The sequence below is a fragment of the Shimia sp. R11_0 genome (genome assembly GCF_017744035.1).
GTDB lineage: Bacteria > Pseudomonadota > Alphaproteobacteria > Rhodobacterales > Rhodobacteraceae > Shimia > Shimia marina.
In genome coordinates this window covers 278,799-295,526 of the sequence record NZ_JAGHQY010000001.1, presented here as the reverse complement: position 1 = coordinate 295,526, position 16,728 = coordinate 278,799, and the positions used below count along the sequence as shown (strand labels likewise).

The 16,728-nt window shown below is 56.5% G+C and carries 16 protein-coding genes; 4 read left to right on the top strand and 12 right to left on the bottom strand.

Annotated features, from left to right (window positions below; translation table 11 throughout):
• Window positions 1-5 precede the first annotated feature (5 nt).
• Entirely contained in the window at window positions 6-899 is an 894-nt protein-coding gene (locus J7382_RS01250) for a ParB/RepB/Spo0J family partition protein (RefSeq protein ID WP_209066563.1), read from the top strand.
• Here J7382_RS01250 and J7382_RS01245 read toward each other — a convergent pair.
• The 4 genes from J7382_RS01245 to rph are packed head-to-tail and all read right to left on the bottom strand — an operon-like array spanning window position 889 to window position 3,717.
• A complete protein-coding gene (locus tag J7382_RS01245; protein WP_209066561.1) occupies window positions 889-1,242 on the bottom strand; it encodes a YbaN family protein in 354 nt (117 codons plus the stop codon). The two genes, J7382_RS01250 and J7382_RS01245, sit on opposite strands and share 11 nt — an antisense overlap.
• Window positions 1,243-2,400 (bottom strand): radical SAM family heme chaperone HemW, encoded by a 1,158-nt coding sequence (gene hemW / locus J7382_RS01240; RefSeq protein ID WP_209067541.1) that lies wholly within the window; start codon window positions 2,398-2,400, stop codon window positions 1,243-1,245.
• A complete protein-coding gene (gene rdgB, locus J7382_RS01235; protein WP_209066559.1) occupies window positions 2,393-3,004 on the bottom strand; it encodes an RdgB/HAM1 family non-canonical purine NTP pyrophosphatase in 612 nt (203 codons plus the stop codon). Before rdgB ends, hemW begins: the two co-directional genes overlap by 8 nt.
• A complete protein-coding gene (rph, locus tag J7382_RS01230) occupies window positions 3,001-3,717 on the bottom strand; it encodes a ribonuclease PH (protein ID WP_058238779.1) in 717 nt (238 codons plus the stop codon). Before rph ends, rdgB begins: the two co-directional genes overlap by 4 nt.
• A 116-nt stretch (window positions 3,718-3,833) precedes the next feature.
• Here rph and hrcA point away from each other — a divergent pair, with 116 nt between their 5' ends.
• Both hrcA and J7382_RS01220 read left to right on the top strand, forming a co-directional pair.
• Complete coding sequence (hrcA, locus tag J7382_RS01225; protein WP_209066557.1) at window positions 3,834-4,898, top strand: heat-inducible transcriptional repressor HrcA; 1,065 nt, start codon at window positions 3,834-3,836, stop codon at window positions 4,896-4,898.
• Between the two features lie 9 nt (window positions 4,899-4,907).
• Window positions 4,908-5,468 (top strand): nucleotide exchange factor GrpE, encoded by a 561-nt coding sequence (locus J7382_RS01220; RefSeq protein ID WP_209066555.1) that lies wholly within the window; start codon window positions 4,908-4,910, stop codon window positions 5,466-5,468.
• A gap of 97 nt (window positions 5,469-5,565) precedes the next feature.
• Here J7382_RS01220 and mutS read toward each other — a convergent pair whose 3' ends face one another.
• The gene (mutS, locus tag J7382_RS01215; RefSeq protein WP_209067539.1) at window positions 5,566-8,181 is read right to left on the bottom strand and encodes a DNA mismatch repair protein MutS; all 2,616 of its coding nucleotides are present in this window, start codon (window positions 8,179-8,181) and stop codon (window positions 5,566-5,568) included.
• Window positions 8,182-8,896: 715 nt separating this feature from the next.
• Between mutS and J7382_RS01210 the strand changes: the two genes are divergently transcribed.
• Entirely contained in the window at window positions 8,897-9,766 is an 870-nt protein-coding gene (locus tag J7382_RS01210; RefSeq protein ID WP_209066553.1) for a ribokinase, read from the top strand.
• A gap of 97 nt (window positions 9,767-9,863) precedes the next feature.
• Here J7382_RS01210 and msrA read toward each other — a convergent pair whose 3' ends face one another.
• The 7 genes from msrA to J7382_RS01175 all read right to left on the bottom strand — a co-directional run bounded on the left by msrA (window position 9,864) and on the right by J7382_RS01175 (window position 16,614).
• Window positions 9,864-10,550 (bottom strand): peptide-methionine (S)-S-oxide reductase MsrA, encoded by a 687-nt coding sequence (gene msrA, locus J7382_RS01205; protein ID WP_247744773.1) that lies wholly within the window; start codon window positions 10,548-10,550, stop codon window positions 9,864-9,866.
• A gap of 100 nt (window positions 10,551-10,650) precedes the next feature.
• Complete coding sequence (locus J7382_RS01200; RefSeq protein ID WP_209066551.1) at window positions 10,651-11,298, bottom strand: sugar transferase; 648 nt, start codon at window positions 11,296-11,298, stop codon at window positions 10,651-10,653.
• Complete coding sequence (locus tag J7382_RS01195) at window positions 11,295-12,182, bottom strand: NAD(P)-dependent oxidoreductase (protein WP_209066549.1); 888 nt, start codon at window positions 12,180-12,182, stop codon at window positions 11,295-11,297. Before J7382_RS01195 ends, J7382_RS01200 begins: the two co-directional genes overlap by 4 nt.
• A 221-nt stretch (window positions 12,183-12,403) precedes the next feature.
• Window positions 12,404-12,685: an SCP2 sterol-binding domain-containing protein gene (locus J7382_RS01190; protein WP_058238785.1), complete on the bottom strand. Its 282-nt coding sequence runs from the start codon at window positions 12,683-12,685 to the stop codon at window positions 12,404-12,406.
• Between the two features lie 108 nt (window positions 12,686-12,793).
• On the bottom strand, window positions 12,794-14,443 hold the full coding sequence (locus J7382_RS01185; protein ID WP_209066548.1) for a mechanosensitive ion channel domain-containing protein: 1,650 nt from the start codon (window positions 14,441-14,443) through the stop codon (window positions 12,794-12,796).
• Window positions 14,444-14,569: 126 nt separating this feature from the next.
• The gene (locus tag J7382_RS01180; RefSeq protein WP_209066547.1) at window positions 14,570-15,604 is read right to left on the bottom strand and encodes a M48 family metallopeptidase; all 1,035 of its coding nucleotides are present in this window, start codon (window positions 15,602-15,604) and stop codon (window positions 14,570-14,572) included.
• Window positions 15,604-16,614 carry a YjgN family protein gene (locus J7382_RS01175; RefSeq protein WP_209066546.1) on the bottom strand — a complete coding sequence of 337 codons (1,011 nt, stop codon included), beginning with the start codon at window positions 16,612-16,614 and terminating at the stop codon, window positions 15,604-15,606. Before J7382_RS01175 ends, J7382_RS01180 begins: the two co-directional genes overlap by 1 nt.
• Window positions 16,615-16,728: the final 114 nt, after the last annotated feature.

Genomic DNA, 16,728 nt, shown 5'->3' with positions numbered 1-16,728 from the left:
TCCAAATGGCAGATAAGAAAAAACCGCGTGGCCTCGGCCGCGGCCTCAGCGCATTGATGGCGGATGTGACCGAAGAGAAAACCCGTCAGGAAGCGGGGGAAGCCCCGCGACGTGCCGATCTTGTGGTGCCAATTGAACGGATTGAGCCCAATCCGGATCAGCCAAGGCGCGACTTTACGCCGGAACAGCTCGATGATCTGGCCAATTCCATTCGGGAAAAAGGCGTCATTCAGCCGCTGATCGTTCGGAAAAAAGCGAACGACCGCTATGAAATTGTCGCCGGTGAGCGCCGTTGGCGCGCCTCTCAGATGGCAAAGCTGCATGAGCTGCCCATCATTGTCCGGGAATACGATGATACCGAAGTGCTCGAAATTGCGATCATCGAAAACATTCAGCGGGCTGATCTGAACCCAGTTGAAGAGGCGATGGGCTATCGCCAGCTGATGCAGAAGTTTGGCCACACGCAGGAGAAAGTATCAGAAGCACTTGGCAAGAGCCGCAGCCATATCGCCAATCTGATGCGCTTGCTCAATCTGCCGGATGATGTGCAGTCGATGTTGCGTGAAGGCCATCTGTCTGCCGGCCATGCGCGCGCGTTGGTGACCTCCGAAAATGCCTCTGATCTGGCACGCAAAGTTGTGAAAGACGGTCTGTCTGTGCGCCAGACAGAAAAACTGGCGAAAAAAACAGGCTCTCTCGTCGAGCAAAATAAAAAATCTCGACCAAAGACACGTAAGGACGCCGATACAGTCGCGCTAGAGGGCGATCTTTCGGCGAATTTGGGCATGAAAGTGGCCGTTGATCACGTATCCGGCGGCGAAAATGGGAAAATTACGATTACTTATCAAACACTTGATGAGTTGGATGAATTGTGCCGGATTTTGACGTCTACGAATTAGGGCGCGTCCAGATAAAAAAAAGTACCGCGCTCAAAACCACGGTCTGAATGAGCAAAACCGAGGTTTTGACCCCAACAATCAAAGAAACCCCAAAAACGGCGGCAATCGACACGGTGGCCGCCTTTTTTGCATTTGGTCGAATGGCTCCACTGCGATGCCAATCTTCAATCATGGGGCCAAAGGTTTTGTGAGACAGCAACCAATTGTGCAGCCGCTCAGAAGAGCGTGCAAAGCAGAAAGCAGCCAGCAGTAAAAATGGCACCGTTGGCAAAAGGGGCAGGACCACGCCAATCAGCGCGAGTCCCACAGAGAGCAATCCACCAAAGAGCCAAAGAATGCGCATCTATTCCACCAAGAGTTCAGCCAGGACAGAGTTCAACACCATACGCCCCTGTGGCAGCACCTTAAGCTGATGACCAGAGAGTTCAATCAGCCCAAGCTCTTGCAGCCCTTCGACACGCGCCCCGCCAAGGCCAGTGCCTGACAAAGCTTCATACCGCCTCAGATCAACCCCATCTGACAAACGCAGCCCCATCATCAGAAACTCCGCAGCTTGGTCTGGCAGATCAATCTGTTCTTTCAGGTTTTCACCAGTTCCGGCCTCCGCCGCTTCCAACCATTTGGTTGGATTGCGCCATGTTTCAATTGCATGCCGCTGGCCATATAAAGTCAGGCGCGCGTGGGCTCCGGGGCCAATCCCTGCGTAATCGCCATAGCGCCAATAGATTTGATTGTGCCGGGATTCCGATCCAACCGCCGCGTAATTGGACACCTCATAGGGCAGCATACCTGCCGCAGCACAGATCTCCTGTGTCACCTCATACATATCCGCCGCCAGATCATCTTCTGGCAATCCGCGCAGCTTGCCACGGTTATACCGGTCGCCAAAGGCCGTGCCTTGTTCAATGGTGAGTTGATAGAGAGAGAGGTGATCAATCGCCATGGAAAGCGCTTCGCGCAGCTCCGCTTGCCAATCCTGCAAGGTTTGATCCTGTCGCGCATAGATCAGGTCAAAACTCACCCGATCAAAGGTTTTCCGCGCGATATCAAAGGCCTGTTTGGCCTCATCAACTGAATGAATGCGCCCCAAACGGCGCAGGTCCGCATCATTTAACGCCTGAATGCCCATCGAAATGCGGTTCACACCACCTTGGCGAAACGCGGCGAATTTCCCTGCTTCGACAGATCCCGGGTTCGCCTCAAGCGTGATTTCCATGTCATTGGATCTGGGCCAGAGCTTGAACACGCGTTCCAGAATGGCGGCGACCACATCCGGGTCCATCAAGCTGGGGGTGCCACCACCAAAGAAAACAGTATTTAAAACCCGACCGGAGGTGAGCGCCGCCACCCGATCCAGTTCTTGCAGATAGGCGCGCATCCAACGGTTTTGATCGATTTCACGGCTCACATGGCTGTTGAAATCGCAGTAGGGGCATTTGGCCTGACAAAACGGCCAGTGAATATACAGGCCAAAGCCCCCGTTTTGCCAATCCTCAGCCAAAACAACCGGCCACAAAGGCTTTCACCGCGCGGCCGCGATGACTGATCTTGTTCTTTTCCCAGCGGTCCATTTCCGCAAAGGTCACATCATGGCCTTCGGGCACAAACATGGGATCATAGCCAAAGCCATCCTTGCCCCGCAGAGGCCAGATCAGATGGCCAGGGGCCACGCCCTCAAACACCTCATCATGCCCATCAGGCCAGGCCAGAACCAGCGTAGAGCGAAACTGTGCCAAACGGGGATGGGGGGCGTTGATTGCCTCAAGCTCATTATGCGCGCGGGTCATCGCCATGGTGAAATCACGGCCATTGCCGGTTTCCGCCCAGTCGGCCGTATACACGCCCGGCGCGCCATTGAGCGCGTCAATGGTGATGCCGCTGTCATCAGACAGGGCGGGGAGGCCGGTGGCTTTTGCCGCTGCATGCGCCTTGATACGGGCATTGCCGACAAAGGTGTCCTCGGTCTCTTCCGGCTCCGGCAAATCCATCTCGGCCGCGCCAATGACGCTCACGCCAAAGGGCTCAAGGAGATGCATCATCTCCTCAAGCTTGCCTTTGTTGTGGGTCGCCATCAGCAGCTTTTTATCCGTGAATTTACGGGTCATGCCGCAACTGCTGCCTCTTGTGCCGCCACAAGTTCGGCCACACCTTTTTCGGCCAGATCCAGCAATTCATTCATCTGTGCACGGGAATAGGTGGCGCCTTCTGCGGACATCTGCGTTTCGATCATCTGCCCATTGGCCAGCATGATGAAGTTGCCATCCACGCCGGCTTCGCTGTCTTCCGGGTAGTCCAGATCCAGCACTGGCTGACCGGCATAGATGCCGCAAGACACCGCAGCGACCGGAGAAATCAGCGGATCAGAGGTAATATCGCCTGCTTTCAGAAGTTTGTTCACCGCCAGACGCAGCGCCACCCAGCCACCGGTGATGGAGGCACAGCGCGTGCCGCCGTCGGCCTGAATGACATCACAATCAACCGTGATCTGACGCTCGCCCAGAGCCACACGATCCACACCAGCGCGCAGGCTGCGGCCGATCAGGCGCTGAATTTCTACAGTCCGGCCACCTTGCTTGCCAGAGGTGGCTTCACGGCGCATCCGCGACGAGGTGGAGCGGGGCAGCATGCCATATTCGGCGGTCACCCAGCCGAGGCCGGAGCCTTTGATAAAGGGCGGCACACGGGCTTCCAGAGAGGCGGTGCAAAGCACATGGGTGTCGCCCATCTTGATCAAACAGGAGCCTTCGGCGTGTTTCGTCACATTGGTTTCGATGGAGACTTCACGCATTTCATTGAGCTGACGGCCAGAGGGACGCATGGGCAAATTTCCTTTATTGGTTTGGGTTGGGGATACCCGCCGCGCAAGGTCGGACGCAACCCCGATTGACCTTTGCCTTTGAGGCTATTTTATTGAGAAGACAAAGGCACGGGCGAATGACAGACAGCAGCAAAATTCTTCAGGACATGAACGAGCGCAGCCGCGAGGTGTTCCGGCGCGTGGTCGAGGGCTATCTTGAAACTGGTGATCCGGTTGGCTCACGCACCCTGACACGCACGCTTTCAGAGAAAGTCAGTGCCGCGACCATCCGAAATGTGATGCAAGATCTGGAATATCTCGGCCTTCTGGACAGCCCGCATGTCTCGGCGGGGCGTGTGCCGACACAGCAGGGGTTGCGGATGTTTGTCGACGGTCTGCTGGAGGTCGGCGATCTCGACAAAGGCGATCGCCAGCGTATTGACGCCACAATGGGAGCAGGGGACGCGGATGTCTCCAACATGCTGGATCGCGTCTCCACCGCGCTGTCGGGGGTGACACAGGGGGCGTCTCTTGTGCTGGCTCCCAAACATGAGGCTCCGATCAAACATATTGAGTTTGTCTCTCTGGCCCATGATCGCGCCCTTGTTGTCTTGGTCTTTGCAGACGGACATGTCGAAAACCGTCTTTTCACACCGCCTGCTGGCCAAACCCCAAGCTCCCTGCGCGAGGCGGCCAATTTCCTCAATGCCGTCGCAGAGGGTCGCACGTTGAGCGAGTTGGGCAGCGCAGTGAAAGAAGAGATCACCAACCGCCGTCAGGAGATCGACAGCCTGGCCGCGGATTTGGTGGAAAACGGCTTCGCGCTCTGGGCAGACGAAGGTGATCAGCGGGAGCGTCTGATTGTCCGGGGCCGGGCGAATCTTCTGGGCACAGATCAGGAAGAACAGGATCTGGAGCGCATCCGCAGCCTGTTTGATGACCTCGAACGTAAACAAGACATTGCTGATTTTCTTGATTTGGCAGAGCAGGGCGACGGCGTGCGCATTTTTATTGGCTCTGAGAACAAACTTTTTTCACTTTCGGGTTCCTCTTTGGTGGTGTCTCCCTATATGAACGCTGATCGAAAGATCGTGGGTGCTGTGGGTGTGATTGGACCCAAGCGCCTGAACTATGGACGCATCGTGCCGATAGTGGATTATACGGCACAATTGGTCGGGAAGTTGATCACCGACCGCGGTTAGAGGTGACTTATGGCAGAGCCCAAAGACAATGAGTTTCTGGATGACATCGCAGAAGCCGAAGCGGAAGAATTTGCCCAGAGCCTGGATGAGCTCGCAGATGAGGCGGTAGAGCTGGATGAGCTGCGTGCCGAACGTGATGAGCTGAAAGACCGCTGGATGCGCGCGCTGGCCGATGCGGAAAACGCCCGCAAGCGTGGCGACAAAGCCCGCCGGGATGCCGAACAATATGGCGGCTCCAAGCTGGCCCGCGACATGCTGCCTGTGTTCGACAACATGAAACGCGCAGTTGAATCCATCACAGAAGAACAGAAAGCGGCCTCTTCCGCGCTGATCGAAGGCATCGAGCTGACCATGCGTGAGCTGCTGAAAACCTTCTCCAAACATGGCATCGAAGTGATCTCCCCTGAGGTGGGCGACAAGTTTGATCCAAACGTGCACGAAGCCATGTTTGAAGCGCCTGTGCCCGGCACAAAGGCCGGCGACATCATTCAGGTTTCCGCTCAGGGCTTCATGCTGCATGACCGCCTGCTGCGCCCCGCACAGGTGGGTGTGAGCTCCACCCCGGCCTAAGCAGCGGGTGACGGACAAAATAAAAAAGCCTCCGAAAAATTCGGAGGCTTTTTTCTTGCCGATCTGAAAAAGGCGCCTGTCGCGTAGACAGCGGACATCACCCGTCGGCCATATCCTTCAACTCATAAATCAGGTTCAGCGCCTCGCGCGGGCTTAGCGTGTCTGGCGAAATCTCCGCCAGTTTCTCCTGTAGCGGAGACGGACCACTCGGCGGCGCAGCCACCGGCGGTGGGGCGGCAGCAAAAAGCGGCAGATCATCAATCAACGCCTTCTGTGTCTTGCCCTCTCGCTCGCCTTTTTCCAGCGCCTCAAGAACCACACGCGCGCGTGCCACAACCGCTTTGGGCAACCCTGCGAGCTGCGCCACCTGTACGCCGTAAGAGCGATCTGCGGCCCCCTGGGTGACCTCATGCAGGAAGATCACTTCGCCTTCCCACTCACGCACAGAAACGGTGGCATTGTCCACGCCCGCCATCTTCCCGGCCAGCTGTGTCATCTCATGGTAATGCGTGGCAAACAACGCACGCGATTTGTTCACGTCATGTAGATGTTCCAATGTCGCCCAGGCAATCGACAAGCCATCATAGGTCGCGGTGCCCCGGCCAATCTCATCCAAAATCACCAGCGCGCGGTCGTCGGCCTGATTGAGGATTGCGGCGGTTTCCACCATCTCCACCATAAATGTGGAGCGTCCCCGCGCCAGATCATCACTCGCGCCCACGCGGCTGAAAAGTTGGCTCACAAGCCCGATCTTCGCCCGATCCGCAGGCACAAAACTGCCCATCTGCGCCAAGAGCGCAATCAGCGCGTTCTGCCGTAGAAAGGTCGATTTACCGGCCATGTTCGGACCGGTCAGAAGCCAGATGCTCGCCGCATCGCCCCCCGACAGATCACAGTGATTGGCCACAAAAGGATCGCCAGTCTTGCGCAGCGCCGCTTCCACAACCGGATGCCGTCCGCCCTCAATGGCAAAATCATAGCTTTCATTCACCTCTGGACGGGTCCAGTTTTCCGTTGCGGCCAGCTCTGCCAGCGCCGTCGCCAGATCAAATTCCGCCAAGGCTCGCGCGGCGGCAGCCACGGCCCCGGCACAGTCCAGAATGGCGTGTTTCAGGCTCTCGTAGAGCCGCTTTTCAATTTCCAGCGCCCGGTTTCCGGCATTCAGGATTTTGGTTTCCATCTCGCTCAGTTCCACGGTGGTAAAGCGCACCTGATTGGCCGTGGTCTGACGGTGAATAAAGGTTTCATTCAGTGGTGGTGACATCATTGCATCCGCATGTTTTGCGGTGGTCTCGATGAAATAGCCCAGCACATTGTTGTGCTTGATCTTTAGCGCGGCAATGCCCGTCTGTTCGCTGTATTGCGCCTGCATCCCGGCAATCACGCCGCGCCCCTGATCGCGCAGCTCTCGGCTTTCGTCCAGTTCCGGGTCAAATCCGGGCGCAATAAAGCCCCCATCGCGCGCCAATAGAGGCGGCTCCGCAATCAACGCATCTTCAAGCTGGGTGAGCAAAGCCTCATGCCCTTGGAGCGCCCCGCGCGCCGCCGTGAGCTCATCTGGCAATTCTCCGGCATAGGCCCGTTCTGCCAGCTCTCCGGCTTGGCCAAGCCCGTTGCGAATGGCGGCCAGATCCCGTGGCCCGCCCCGATCCAGCGACAGGCGTGATAAGGCCCGGTCCAGATCCGGCACCTTGCGCAGCGCCTCTCTGACGTCGCCGGCCTCGCTGCGATGCGCCACCATATAGGACACGCTTTCAAGCCGCCCCTGAATGGTGGCCAGCCGCAGCGACGGCGAAGACACCCGCTGCTCCAGCAGCCGCGCCCCCCCGGCGGTCACCGTCCGGTCTATCGTGGCCAAAAGCGATCCGGCCCGTCCGCCTGACAGGCTTGCGGTAAGTTCCAGATTGCGCCGCGTGGCCGCATCAATCTGCATCACACCCTGCGTGGCTTCTCGTACAGGCACCTGCAACAGCGGCAGCTTGCCCTTCTGCGTCAACTCAAGGTAATCGACAATCGCCCCAAGCGCCCCGGCTTCGGGCCGTGTGAATGTTCCAAAGGCCTCCAGCGATGAGGCTTTGAAAAGCGCAGATACACGTTTTTCCGCTGAAACAGAGTCAAAACTTCCACGTGAGACAGAGGTCAGTGGCACCCCCATATCGTCCACAATTGGGGCCAGATCCCGCTCAGATCCCTCCGCCACCAAAAGCTCACTTGGCGCCAGCCGCGCTAGTTCCGGGGCCAGCCGCACCGGTGCCAGCGGCATCACATGCAGGGCCCCGGTGGAAATATCCGCCCAGGCCAGCGCGGCTTCATCGCGCACCACGCTGTAAGCGGCCAGAAAATTATGTCGCCGCGCATCCAACAGGCTGTCTTCGGTCAGCGTGCCCGGCGTCACCAGCCGCACCACATCCCGCTTCACCACCGCTTTATAGCCGCGTTTCTTGGCTTCCGCCGGGCTTTCCAGCTGTTCACAGACCGCCACCCGAAAGCCTTTGCGGATCAGGGTCAGAAAATAGCCTTCTGCGGCATGATGGGGCACGCCACACATGGGGATATCTTCGCCACTGTGCTTGCCGCGTTTGGTGAGCGCAATATCAAGCGCCTCTGCCGCCGCCACCGCGTCGTCAAAGAACATCTCATAGAAATCACCCATCCGATAAAACAAAAGCGCATCCGGATATTGCGCTTTGATCTCCAGATACTGCGCCATCATCGGCGTGACGGTTGGCTTGTCGCCTTTCACTGCTCAGAACCCCCCAAGGTTTGGTTCTCTTCAGATAGCAAACGCTTAGGTTCTTCGAAACGTCAAATGCGAGTTGGCGCCGGGAAAACACTTACTATTTCGAGCGCAAACAAGGTCTAAGAAATAGATTTCTAACTCTTTGTTTTTTCACGTTTTACTGTGAAAACTAAAATTCCTCAATAGAATACAATTACTTAGAAGTACATGTGCTCTTGCGTAGTTATACAAAATGTAGTGTAATACCAACCGAGGCCTGCTGTTTACAGCAGACCTCGACCAGTTAGTTAGACCTAACTAAAAAGTGGCAGCTGCACCTGCCGCGGTTTCGGCCAATGACGGGTATGTTCACGAACATATTCCCGTCGGCCGAAGCGATGGCGTTCATATGAACTAACTTTGACCATCTTTCCACCTCCTACACAGTTATCCAAGTTGGTCTTGGCACCATCGCGAATTTGGTATCCGCAATCTCAATTGGTTCTGCAGGCAGGACACCAGATATGGTGTGTGTAAGTAGTGGTGTCGGCATTATACCGCGATTTGGAGCGGTGGAGTCAACTTAGAACGTAAATTAGACAAGGCATTCGCTTTGAGAGTATCATTTGTGATAATTCTGCTAGAAAGGACCTACGTGATAGCTTAAATTTTTGATTTTATGGTCAATAATCAAATCAGAGCAGACCCGATGGCGATCTACAATCTTGGCTCCATCAATGCCGATCTCTTTTATCACGTGCCCCATCTGCCGCAGGCTGGAGAAACCCTTGCCGCCAGCAGCTTCACACGTGGTCTGGGGGGCAAAGGGGCCAATATGAGCGTGGCCGCCGCTCGCGCCGGGGCCCATGCGGTGCATATTGGTGCGGTTGGCCATGATGGCCACTGGGCGCAGGAGCGGCTGATGGAGTTTGGCGTCGATACCCGCCACATCGCCGCTTTGCCTGAAACGCCAATCGGGCAGGCCATCATCATGGTGGATCAGGCGGGCGAAAACAGCATCGTGCTGCTGCGGGGAGCCAATCATGCGATCCCTCAGACCACACTGGCCGGAGCCCTTGCAGAGGCCAGCCCCGGTGACACGCTTCTGATGCAAAATGAGACCCTAAATCAGTGTAAAGCCGCAAAAATGGCGCGCGATCTTGATCTCTATATCGCCTATGCCGCCGCGCCTTTTGAGGCCGCCGCTGTCACCGAAGTTTTGCCGTTTCTTGATTTCCTGATCCTCAATGAAGTTGAAGCCACACAGTTAGAAGAAGCCACCGGACAGACACCAGAGCAACTGGGCGTGCCAGATGTCATCATCACGCTTGGCGGGAAAGGTGCGCGCTGGCTCCACAAGGGCAAAAGACAGGATTTCCCGGCGCATGTGGTCACCCCCGTCGACACCACCGGCGCGGGGGACACTTTCACCGGCTATGTGCTGGCTGCGCGCGATCGCGGGCTGCCGATGCCACAGGCCATTGCGCTTGCCATGCGCGCTGCGGCCTTGATGGTGACGCGCCAGGGCACCGCCGATGTGATCCCAGATCTTAAAGAGGTGACAGAGGCTCGGTTCTGATCCGGGTCTGTCACCGCTTCTCTTCCTCTTGATCCAAATATCCTGGGGGAGTCACAGCTTGCTGTGACGGGGGCAAAGCCCCCTGAAACATCCGCGATCAATGCCCCACAAACGGCGCGTCTTTGCCCCAGAGCTCCTGCACCCGTGCGTCCCGCCCACAGGCCTTGCGATAGCGTTTATAGGCCTCACTCTGGCGTTTCGGGCCAAAGCGGGTCAGCACAATCTTGCTGCCTTTGTAGTAGTCCTGATGATAGGCCTCCGCCGGGTAAAAGGTTTTGGCAGAAAGGATCGGGGTCACAACGGTCTGACCCAATTGCGCCTGCGCCTTCACCTTTGCGGCCTCTGCGGTGGCTTTCTGCGCAGCACCCTCCACAAAAATCGCCGTGCGATAGCTGTCTCCGCGATCACAGAACTGCCCGCCAGCATCGGTGGGATCTACTGAGCGGAAAAACATATCCAGCAATTGCCCCCGGCTGACCTGCGCCGGATCAAAGGTGATTTTCACCGCCTCATAGTGACCGGATCCGCCGCTGGTGACCTGTTTGTAGGTCGGGTTTTTGGCGCTGCCTCCGGTAAAGCCGGAGACGGCTTCAATCACCCCGGGCACGCTTTCAAAATCGCTTTCCACGCACCAGAAACAGCCGCCAGCCACCACAAGGCTCTCTTGTCCGGCAGCTTCGGCCCGCTGGCCTTCCGCCAGCCCTCCCAACAGGATCAGCACAAACAGCGCCACGGATTTCAGGTTTTGCAGTTTTGTCACGGTCAGTCTTTTCATGCGTTTCATGGGATCTCTCCTTCACGCATCAGCTTGCGCGCCAAAATGGTGCGGCTCAATCCCATGAAACCACTTGTCACGCCATGGTGAAGCGCGGTGAGCCCGCGCCCTACCGATGATTGCGCTTGCGATAGACCGGTGGCAGGCGGCGAAACACGGTGGCCACTGTCAGCCGCTGATCGGAACACAGCGTGCGGCGTCGCGCATAGATCAGATCCAGCCGCGCCTTGCGTGGCACGCAGCGACGCTCATACACCGCCTCGGTCTCTGCCGGGGTCGCACAATCCGCCAAAAGCCGCTCTTCGGTGCGATGATAGATCAATGTGGCCAGCCCGGTCACACCGGGGCGCTCTTTCAGCACCTCACCATAGAGCGCCGGAAACCGTTCCACATAGCGGCGCAGCGGCGGGCGCGGACCCACAAAGCTGATGTCGCCCTTCAGAATATTGAAAAGCTGCGGCAGTTCATCAAGCCGATAGCGGCGCATGAAATGGCCGGTCTTGGTGATGCGATGTGCCTTGTCGCCACCTGACACGCCGCTGTCGCTGTCCACATTGGACATGCTGCGAAATTTCAGAAGCATAAAGCCCCGCGTCGGGCTGCGCATGCGTTCAGAAACATAGAAAATTGGCCAGCCGTCCCGGATCAGGATCATCGCGGCGATCACGAGCATCAGCGGCCATAACACCACCAGAAGCAGCAGCACCCAGCCCAAATCCATCATGCGTCGCCCAAATGTGGTGTCTTTTCCGATCATACCTCTTCCTCACACAACATCTGCCACTGTCGGATCATCTCTTCAGGGGGCACAGTCAACCGCCGCCCGGTCAGCCGCTGCAGGCGTGTCACATTCATAGAAACTTCCGCAACTGCCGTGAAAGGCGCGGGTTGCCAGACAAAGCGATGCTGCGCCGCCTCCAGCAGCTGGTGCATCGCCACCGGATTGGCCGCGGCCACATTCAGCACCTCTGGCAGTCTTTCTGCTGACAGCGCCGCCCAGACCGCCTGCCAGAGGATTTCAGGCGTGGCATAGCTGCGCACTGGGCTCTGGCCGACCTCAAAGGCATCCAGTGTCACAGGATCCCCGCGCGTCATGGCCGCAAACAGACTGTCCGCGCCCACCACATTTGCGATCCGCAAAAGGCAGCTCTCTGGCCACTCGGCGTCCGCTTGTTTCTGCGCCAGAATGTGCTCTTCCATCGCAATTTTTGCCAGACCATAGGCGTTCACAGGGGTCAGCGCGGCCTGCTCATCACAATTGCGCCCGGGGCCGTACACTGCGCTGCTGGAGCAATGCAGCACCCGCCGCGCCCCAGAGGCGCGCGCCACCTCCAGCGCGCGCTGTGCCAGCAGGGTGTTGTCCTCAAGATTGCCCTGTCCGGGCACCACGCCCCAAAGCGCCAGAACGGCATCGGCTTGGGGAAAATCCGGCGGCAATACGCCATTGGGCACAACCAGATCAATTCCGGCACCCTCGCGGCGTGCGGCCCAAATGATCCGCCATCCTGCCTGCAGCTCTGGGGCCACGGTACAGGCCGCCCGCATCAGTCGTCCCAACTTGCCGTTTGCCCCAAGGATCAGCAGGGTCCGCGCCCTCTGGTCGTTGGCTGGCTCTGTGCAAGTTTCGGAAGTCAAAGTCATAAAACCCAATCTATTTTTCGCAGTTAGCCCGCGCATCGCGCCCTCTGTCAACTGCGGCTGATCCTTACCGCCCACAATCGTCCGAAGCATTGGAAAAAGGGGGCCATCGCGCAAAAATCCGCGTCATTTATGGCCAACAAAAAGCCCGCGAGCGGGAGGCTGCGGGCTTTCATACACTTTGGCGGGCTGTCTTAGCCGCCACCAAAACACAGGGACGAGAGTTAGCTCAGCAACTGACCCAGTTTCATCGCGGTGCCCATATCACCGGAGACTTTTAGCTTGCCCAGCATCAGCGCGGTGGTCGGTTTCAGATCCCCTGCCAGCAGCTTCACCAGATTGGCTTCGGAAATCGCCACGGTGCAATCGGTGTCGCGATCTTCCTGCGAGGCGGTCCCCTCGGCCAGAACGATCACACCAGCATCGCCGCAATCGAATTTCAGCGATCCATCAAAATTGCGCGTTTTCAGTGCATCCGCCATCTTTTCTGTAATCTCTGCAAGCATCGTATGTCCCCTAAACTGTATCTGCCAAAAAAGGATCGCAGAATCTGCGTCGCCGCAAGGGTTACGTGGCGGTCGTTACAAGAGTATTAACTTTTGCCTCAAACGCGGTCAGCCGTCCTGGCGCTCATCCTGCTGTATCCGTTCGTGCGCCAATGGCTCATCCCAGTCTTCGTCCGATACCTTAAGGTCCGCTGTGTCGCCCTCATAATGGGGCGTCATGATCTGTACACCGTTTTCATTGAACACATCGGTGATGTTCTTATGCAGATCACTCAGCAGCAGCGGCAGATAAGACCCGCGTGTTGTGAAAGCATTGATCTGATAGTTCACCGCAAAATCCATCAATCCGGTCACAAGCACAAAAGGTGCGGGAGTGTTTTTCAGGCCTTTGGTGCGCCGCGCCGCTTCCACCAGCATGGCCTCCACCTTCTTACGTGGCTCCTCATAACCAATGCCCACCGTGGTGTGCAAAAGCAGCCCCTTGCCATCTATTTTGCTGGAATAGTTGATCACCTCAGAGGACAGCAGCGTCGCATTCGGGATCGAGATCAGCTCGTTTTTGACTGACTTAAGGTAGGTCTCCATCAGCTTGATCTGCATCACATCGCCATAGTATTCGCCCACTCGAATCCGATCCCCGATGTTCATGGAGCGTTTGTAGAGCACAAACAGCCCGGCCAATACGTTTGAGATCACCGAGTTTGAACCCAGAGAGACCATCACACCGACAAGAATGGTCAGACCCTGAAAAGCGGCGGAATCTGATCCGGGAATATAGGGAAATCCAATCACAGCCGCCGTCAGGATCAGCGTGCCACGGATCAGATTATAGGTGGGCCAGATCCAGTGACGCTCAAAGGATTTAAGCTCCACAACCCCCTGATCCACACTTTCAAAAAAGAGATAGACCCCTTTGATCATCCAGCGGGTGACGGCGGCAATGATCGCCAGCGTGATCAGATTGGGCAGAAAACTCACAAACCCTTTCAACAGTCCCAGGATTGGCCCTGTCACATAGCGCAGCAAGAGCTCTGCCACAGGGCGCGTGTTTGGAAAGGAGTGCAGCACAAAAGACAGATAGTAGTAAAAGCCCGCAAACAGGGTCACATCCACCAGCAATCTGATCACAAACTTCGCAATGTCAGATACGGCGCGGCTCTGAACAATGTCTTTGGTGGCTTCCTGAATCACCCGCGTGCGCTGTTCCACGATACCGGCCACAAACTGGGGCACCCGTTTGCGCAGCCAAAGCAGCACAATACAATAGAACGCAAAAATTCCGCTCCACAGAAGCGCCGTCAGAGTGCTGTGGGAAAATGCCTCATCCGTGCGGTTGGCCCGATAATCCAGAATGGCCGCCTTGATGGCTTCGGCATGCAACGCCGCCAGCACATCCACATCCATCTTCTCAAAGACGGCATCCGCCTGAGTTGTGACAGATACCATGGTGTTGTCGGCAAAAATGGATTGCCCCAGCTCGCTGCGCTCAATGCGCATCACCACGTCTTTGGCTTCACTTCGCGTGGCAATATCGACAATCCGTTTGGCCACAAGCGCGGCCCGTTCCTCAGCCGGCAGCGCCGTGGAGCCCCGCACCGCAAACAGCGGCTCGCCATCCACTTCGACCGTCTGAATATAGGTCTCATCTGCTACAGATGGCGTTTCTGGCTCCGGCGTAGGAGCGTCCTGTGCAAAACCAAACCCTGCGGTGAGGAGCACCACCCAAATGATCCTCAACAGATGTGAGATTGTCCCCATCTTGGATGCCCTCCCGGCATTTAATGTCTCATGTTCAAAAGTCTTTTTGAAACGCTAGACGTCCACCCCCACTTCTCAAAGAAGTTTTTGCCTTCGCTGGCGGGGCCCAAGGGCGTGGAATGCTGGTCAGTTCTGTTCGCTTATCTCTTTGATACGGCGTTCAAAAGATGGATGTGTCGATAACCACGGCAGGTCCAGTTGCTCGCTCTGCAAGGTCTCAAAAAACCGCGCCAGCCCTTTGCCGTCATATCCAGCCTCTGTGGCCAGCCGCACTCCAATCCGATCCGCCTCTGCCTCATGTGCACGAGAAAATGCCAATCGCACAAAAACCTGTCCCTCAAGCGCAATGTCTTCAAGCACCGGTCCCAGATCCCCGGCGATCATCGCCAGAAGCACATAGATCGACAGTCCGCGATAAAGCTGTTTGAGCCCATGATCCTGCAATGTATGCGCCAGCTCATGCCCAATGATCCCGGCTATTACATCCTGATCAGTGCCAAATTCCTGAACAAGCTGATCGGTGACCACAATGGTCCCACCAGGCAGGGCAAATGCATTTGGCCCCATCCCTTCAACATCGCGAAACAGGAGGTCAAAACGACGGATACGCTGCTGTTTTTGGGGAACCTGTGCGACAATGTTGTCAAAAATCTTACGCACCTTCTCCTGCTCTGATGTACTCAGATTTGTCGCATCCGCCAGTACAAAATCGATGCTTTGCATCGTGCCACGATCCATATAATCGCGCAGGTTTTCCGGCGTCATATAGACCGCCACCGCCACAATCACCGTCAGCCCATATTTCCACACCAGCCAAGTGGCCATTACCGCCACCGCAACCACCGCGATCAAACGTGGTCGGACCTCTTCGAAATGGCGCAAAAGCTGATTGCGCGGGGCTTCACCAAAAATGGCCACATCTTCTGGCACCTCAATCTGTAGAAGCCAGTTGTCAGGCAAATAAATCTGACGCGGACCTTGGCCCGCTGCCTTGTCCACGGTCACCGCAGAAAGCGCACAGATCAGCAGGAACTTCCCGGTCTCAGCATCGATCAACCGCACCGTATCTGCCGTTGGGTCAACCGTGACATGCGCCTCAAAACGACGCGAGGAGCCGGGATAAAACCCGACTCCCTGAACCGTTTGCGCGCCGATCTCCATCAGATGGCAATGCCCAGATCAACACCTTCGATATCGGAATAGGCGTCGCCAATGGCCCCCTGATCCTCGATCAACTGACCGTGGAAATCATCAATCGAACCATTGGGCAACGCCTGCGTGTTGTTCGCCATATAGCGATGCAGCCGCACTTGCGCCCAGGGCAGCAGAAGACCCAGAGAGAACATGGTGATCAGCAGGTTTGTGATGATCAGGGCCAGCATGCCACCCACGGTGACTGTGGAGCTGAAAGCGTGGTTGCCAAGCTTGGTATTGGCATAGACATGGTTGCGGATCATTGCCTGATAAAGCACGGAGCCAATCACTATAGCAGGCAGCAAAATGAGATAGCCGAGCGCAAACATGGCTGGATTTACCGTGGCCGTGGATCCGCCAGCAGCCACAGCAAAGAACCCAACAAAACCACCGACAACAAACACTGCCGCTACCAGAAAGGCTTTGTAAAAGGGGCCAATAGCGCTGTCGAATTCAAAGCGCGTATTGCCAAGCGTGTGCCCGCCAATGCCATAGCGCTGCGTTGCACGCGACAGGAAGGGGAAGGTTGTATAAAGCGTGAGAGCGACCAAAATCGGCAGACCCATATAGACCCTATAGGCGCCGCCAACCTCGCCCACAAAATTGAACCGCACGTTGGACCAGCTGCTGTTGCGGGCATTAAACCGCGCGCTGCGGTAAATCAGATAGGGGAACATTACAAAAATCCCCAACGCCATAAGCGCACCGAGCGGAGGCAGCACTGTTGACACGATCGAATAGACAACAAACGCCGCAACCACAATCAGCCGCCCAATCAGGATGGTTTTGCCAGTGGCGTGATAGTCAAAATTGCGCCCGGCTACATAGGTGTTCTGATAAAAATACTTCTTTGTCCGTACCTTAGCCCATGCGGAATAGATGCCCAGGGTCACAATCGACAACAGGACATTTACAATCCAGATCCCAAAATACTCTTTCGCGCTACCGCGAAATTCAAAATTCTCAACACTATTCATCTAAACGCCTATTGATTGTTTTCACTCAACATAACGCAAGCCTTCCGCATTAGAAGGTGAAAGCTCTGTGGGCTTAAATATCTGAAACCGTGATGTAATTCCGCAACCTAATGC

Bases quoted from the DNA above. Each gene is read 5' to 3' on its own strand.
- J7382_RS01250 (WP_209066563.1), top strand. From the start codon at position 6: ATGGCAGATAAGAAAAAACCGCGTGGCCTCGGCCGCGGCCTCAGCGCA.
- J7382_RS01245 (WP_209066561.1), bottom strand. From the start codon at position 1,242: ATGCGCATTCTTTGGCTCTTTGGTGGATTGCTCTCTGTGGGACTCGCG.
- rdgB (WP_209066559.1), bottom strand. From the start codon at position 3,004: ATGACCCGTAAATTCACGGATAAAAAGCTGCTGATGGCGACCCACAAC.
- rph (WP_058238779.1), bottom strand. From the start codon at position 3,717: ATGCGTCCCTCTGGCCGTCAGCTCAATGAAATGCGTGAAGTCTCCATC.
- hrcA (WP_209066557.1), top strand. From the start codon at position 3,834: ATGACAGACAGCAGCAAAATTCTTCAGGACATGAACGAGCGCAGCCGC.
- J7382_RS01220 (WP_209066555.1), top strand. From the start codon at position 4,908: ATGGCAGAGCCCAAAGACAATGAGTTTCTGGATGACATCGCAGAAGCC.
- mutS (WP_209067539.1), bottom strand. From the start codon at position 8,181: ATGATGGCGCAGTATCTGGAGATCAAAGCGCAATATCCGGATGCGCTT.
- J7382_RS01210 (WP_209066553.1), top strand. From the start codon at position 8,897: ATGGCGATCTACAATCTTGGCTCCATCAATGCCGATCTCTTTTATCAC.
- msrA (WP_247744773.1), bottom strand. From the start codon at position 10,550: ATGAAACGCATGAAAAGACTGACCGTGACAAAACTGCAAAACCTGAAA.
- J7382_RS01200 (WP_209066551.1), bottom strand. From the start codon at position 11,298: ATGATCGGAAAAGACACCACATTTGGGCGACGCATGATGGATTTGGGC.
- J7382_RS01195 (WP_209066549.1), bottom strand. From the start codon at position 12,182: ATGACTTTGACTTCCGAAACTTGCACAGAGCCAGCCAACGACCAGAGG.
- J7382_RS01190 (WP_058238785.1), bottom strand. From the start codon at position 12,685: ATGCTTGCAGAGATTACAGAAAAGATGGCGGATGCACTGAAAACGCGC.
- J7382_RS01185 (WP_209066548.1), bottom strand. From the start codon at position 14,443: ATGGGGACAATCTCACATCTGTTGAGGATCATTTGGGTGGTGCTCCTC.
- J7382_RS01180 (WP_209066547.1), bottom strand. From the start codon at position 15,604: ATGGAGATCGGCGCGCAAACGGTTCAGGGAGTCGGGTTTTATCCCGGC.
- J7382_RS01175 (WP_209066546.1), bottom strand. From the start codon at position 16,614: ATGAATAGTGTTGAGAATTTTGAATTTCGCGGTAGCGCGAAAGAGTAT.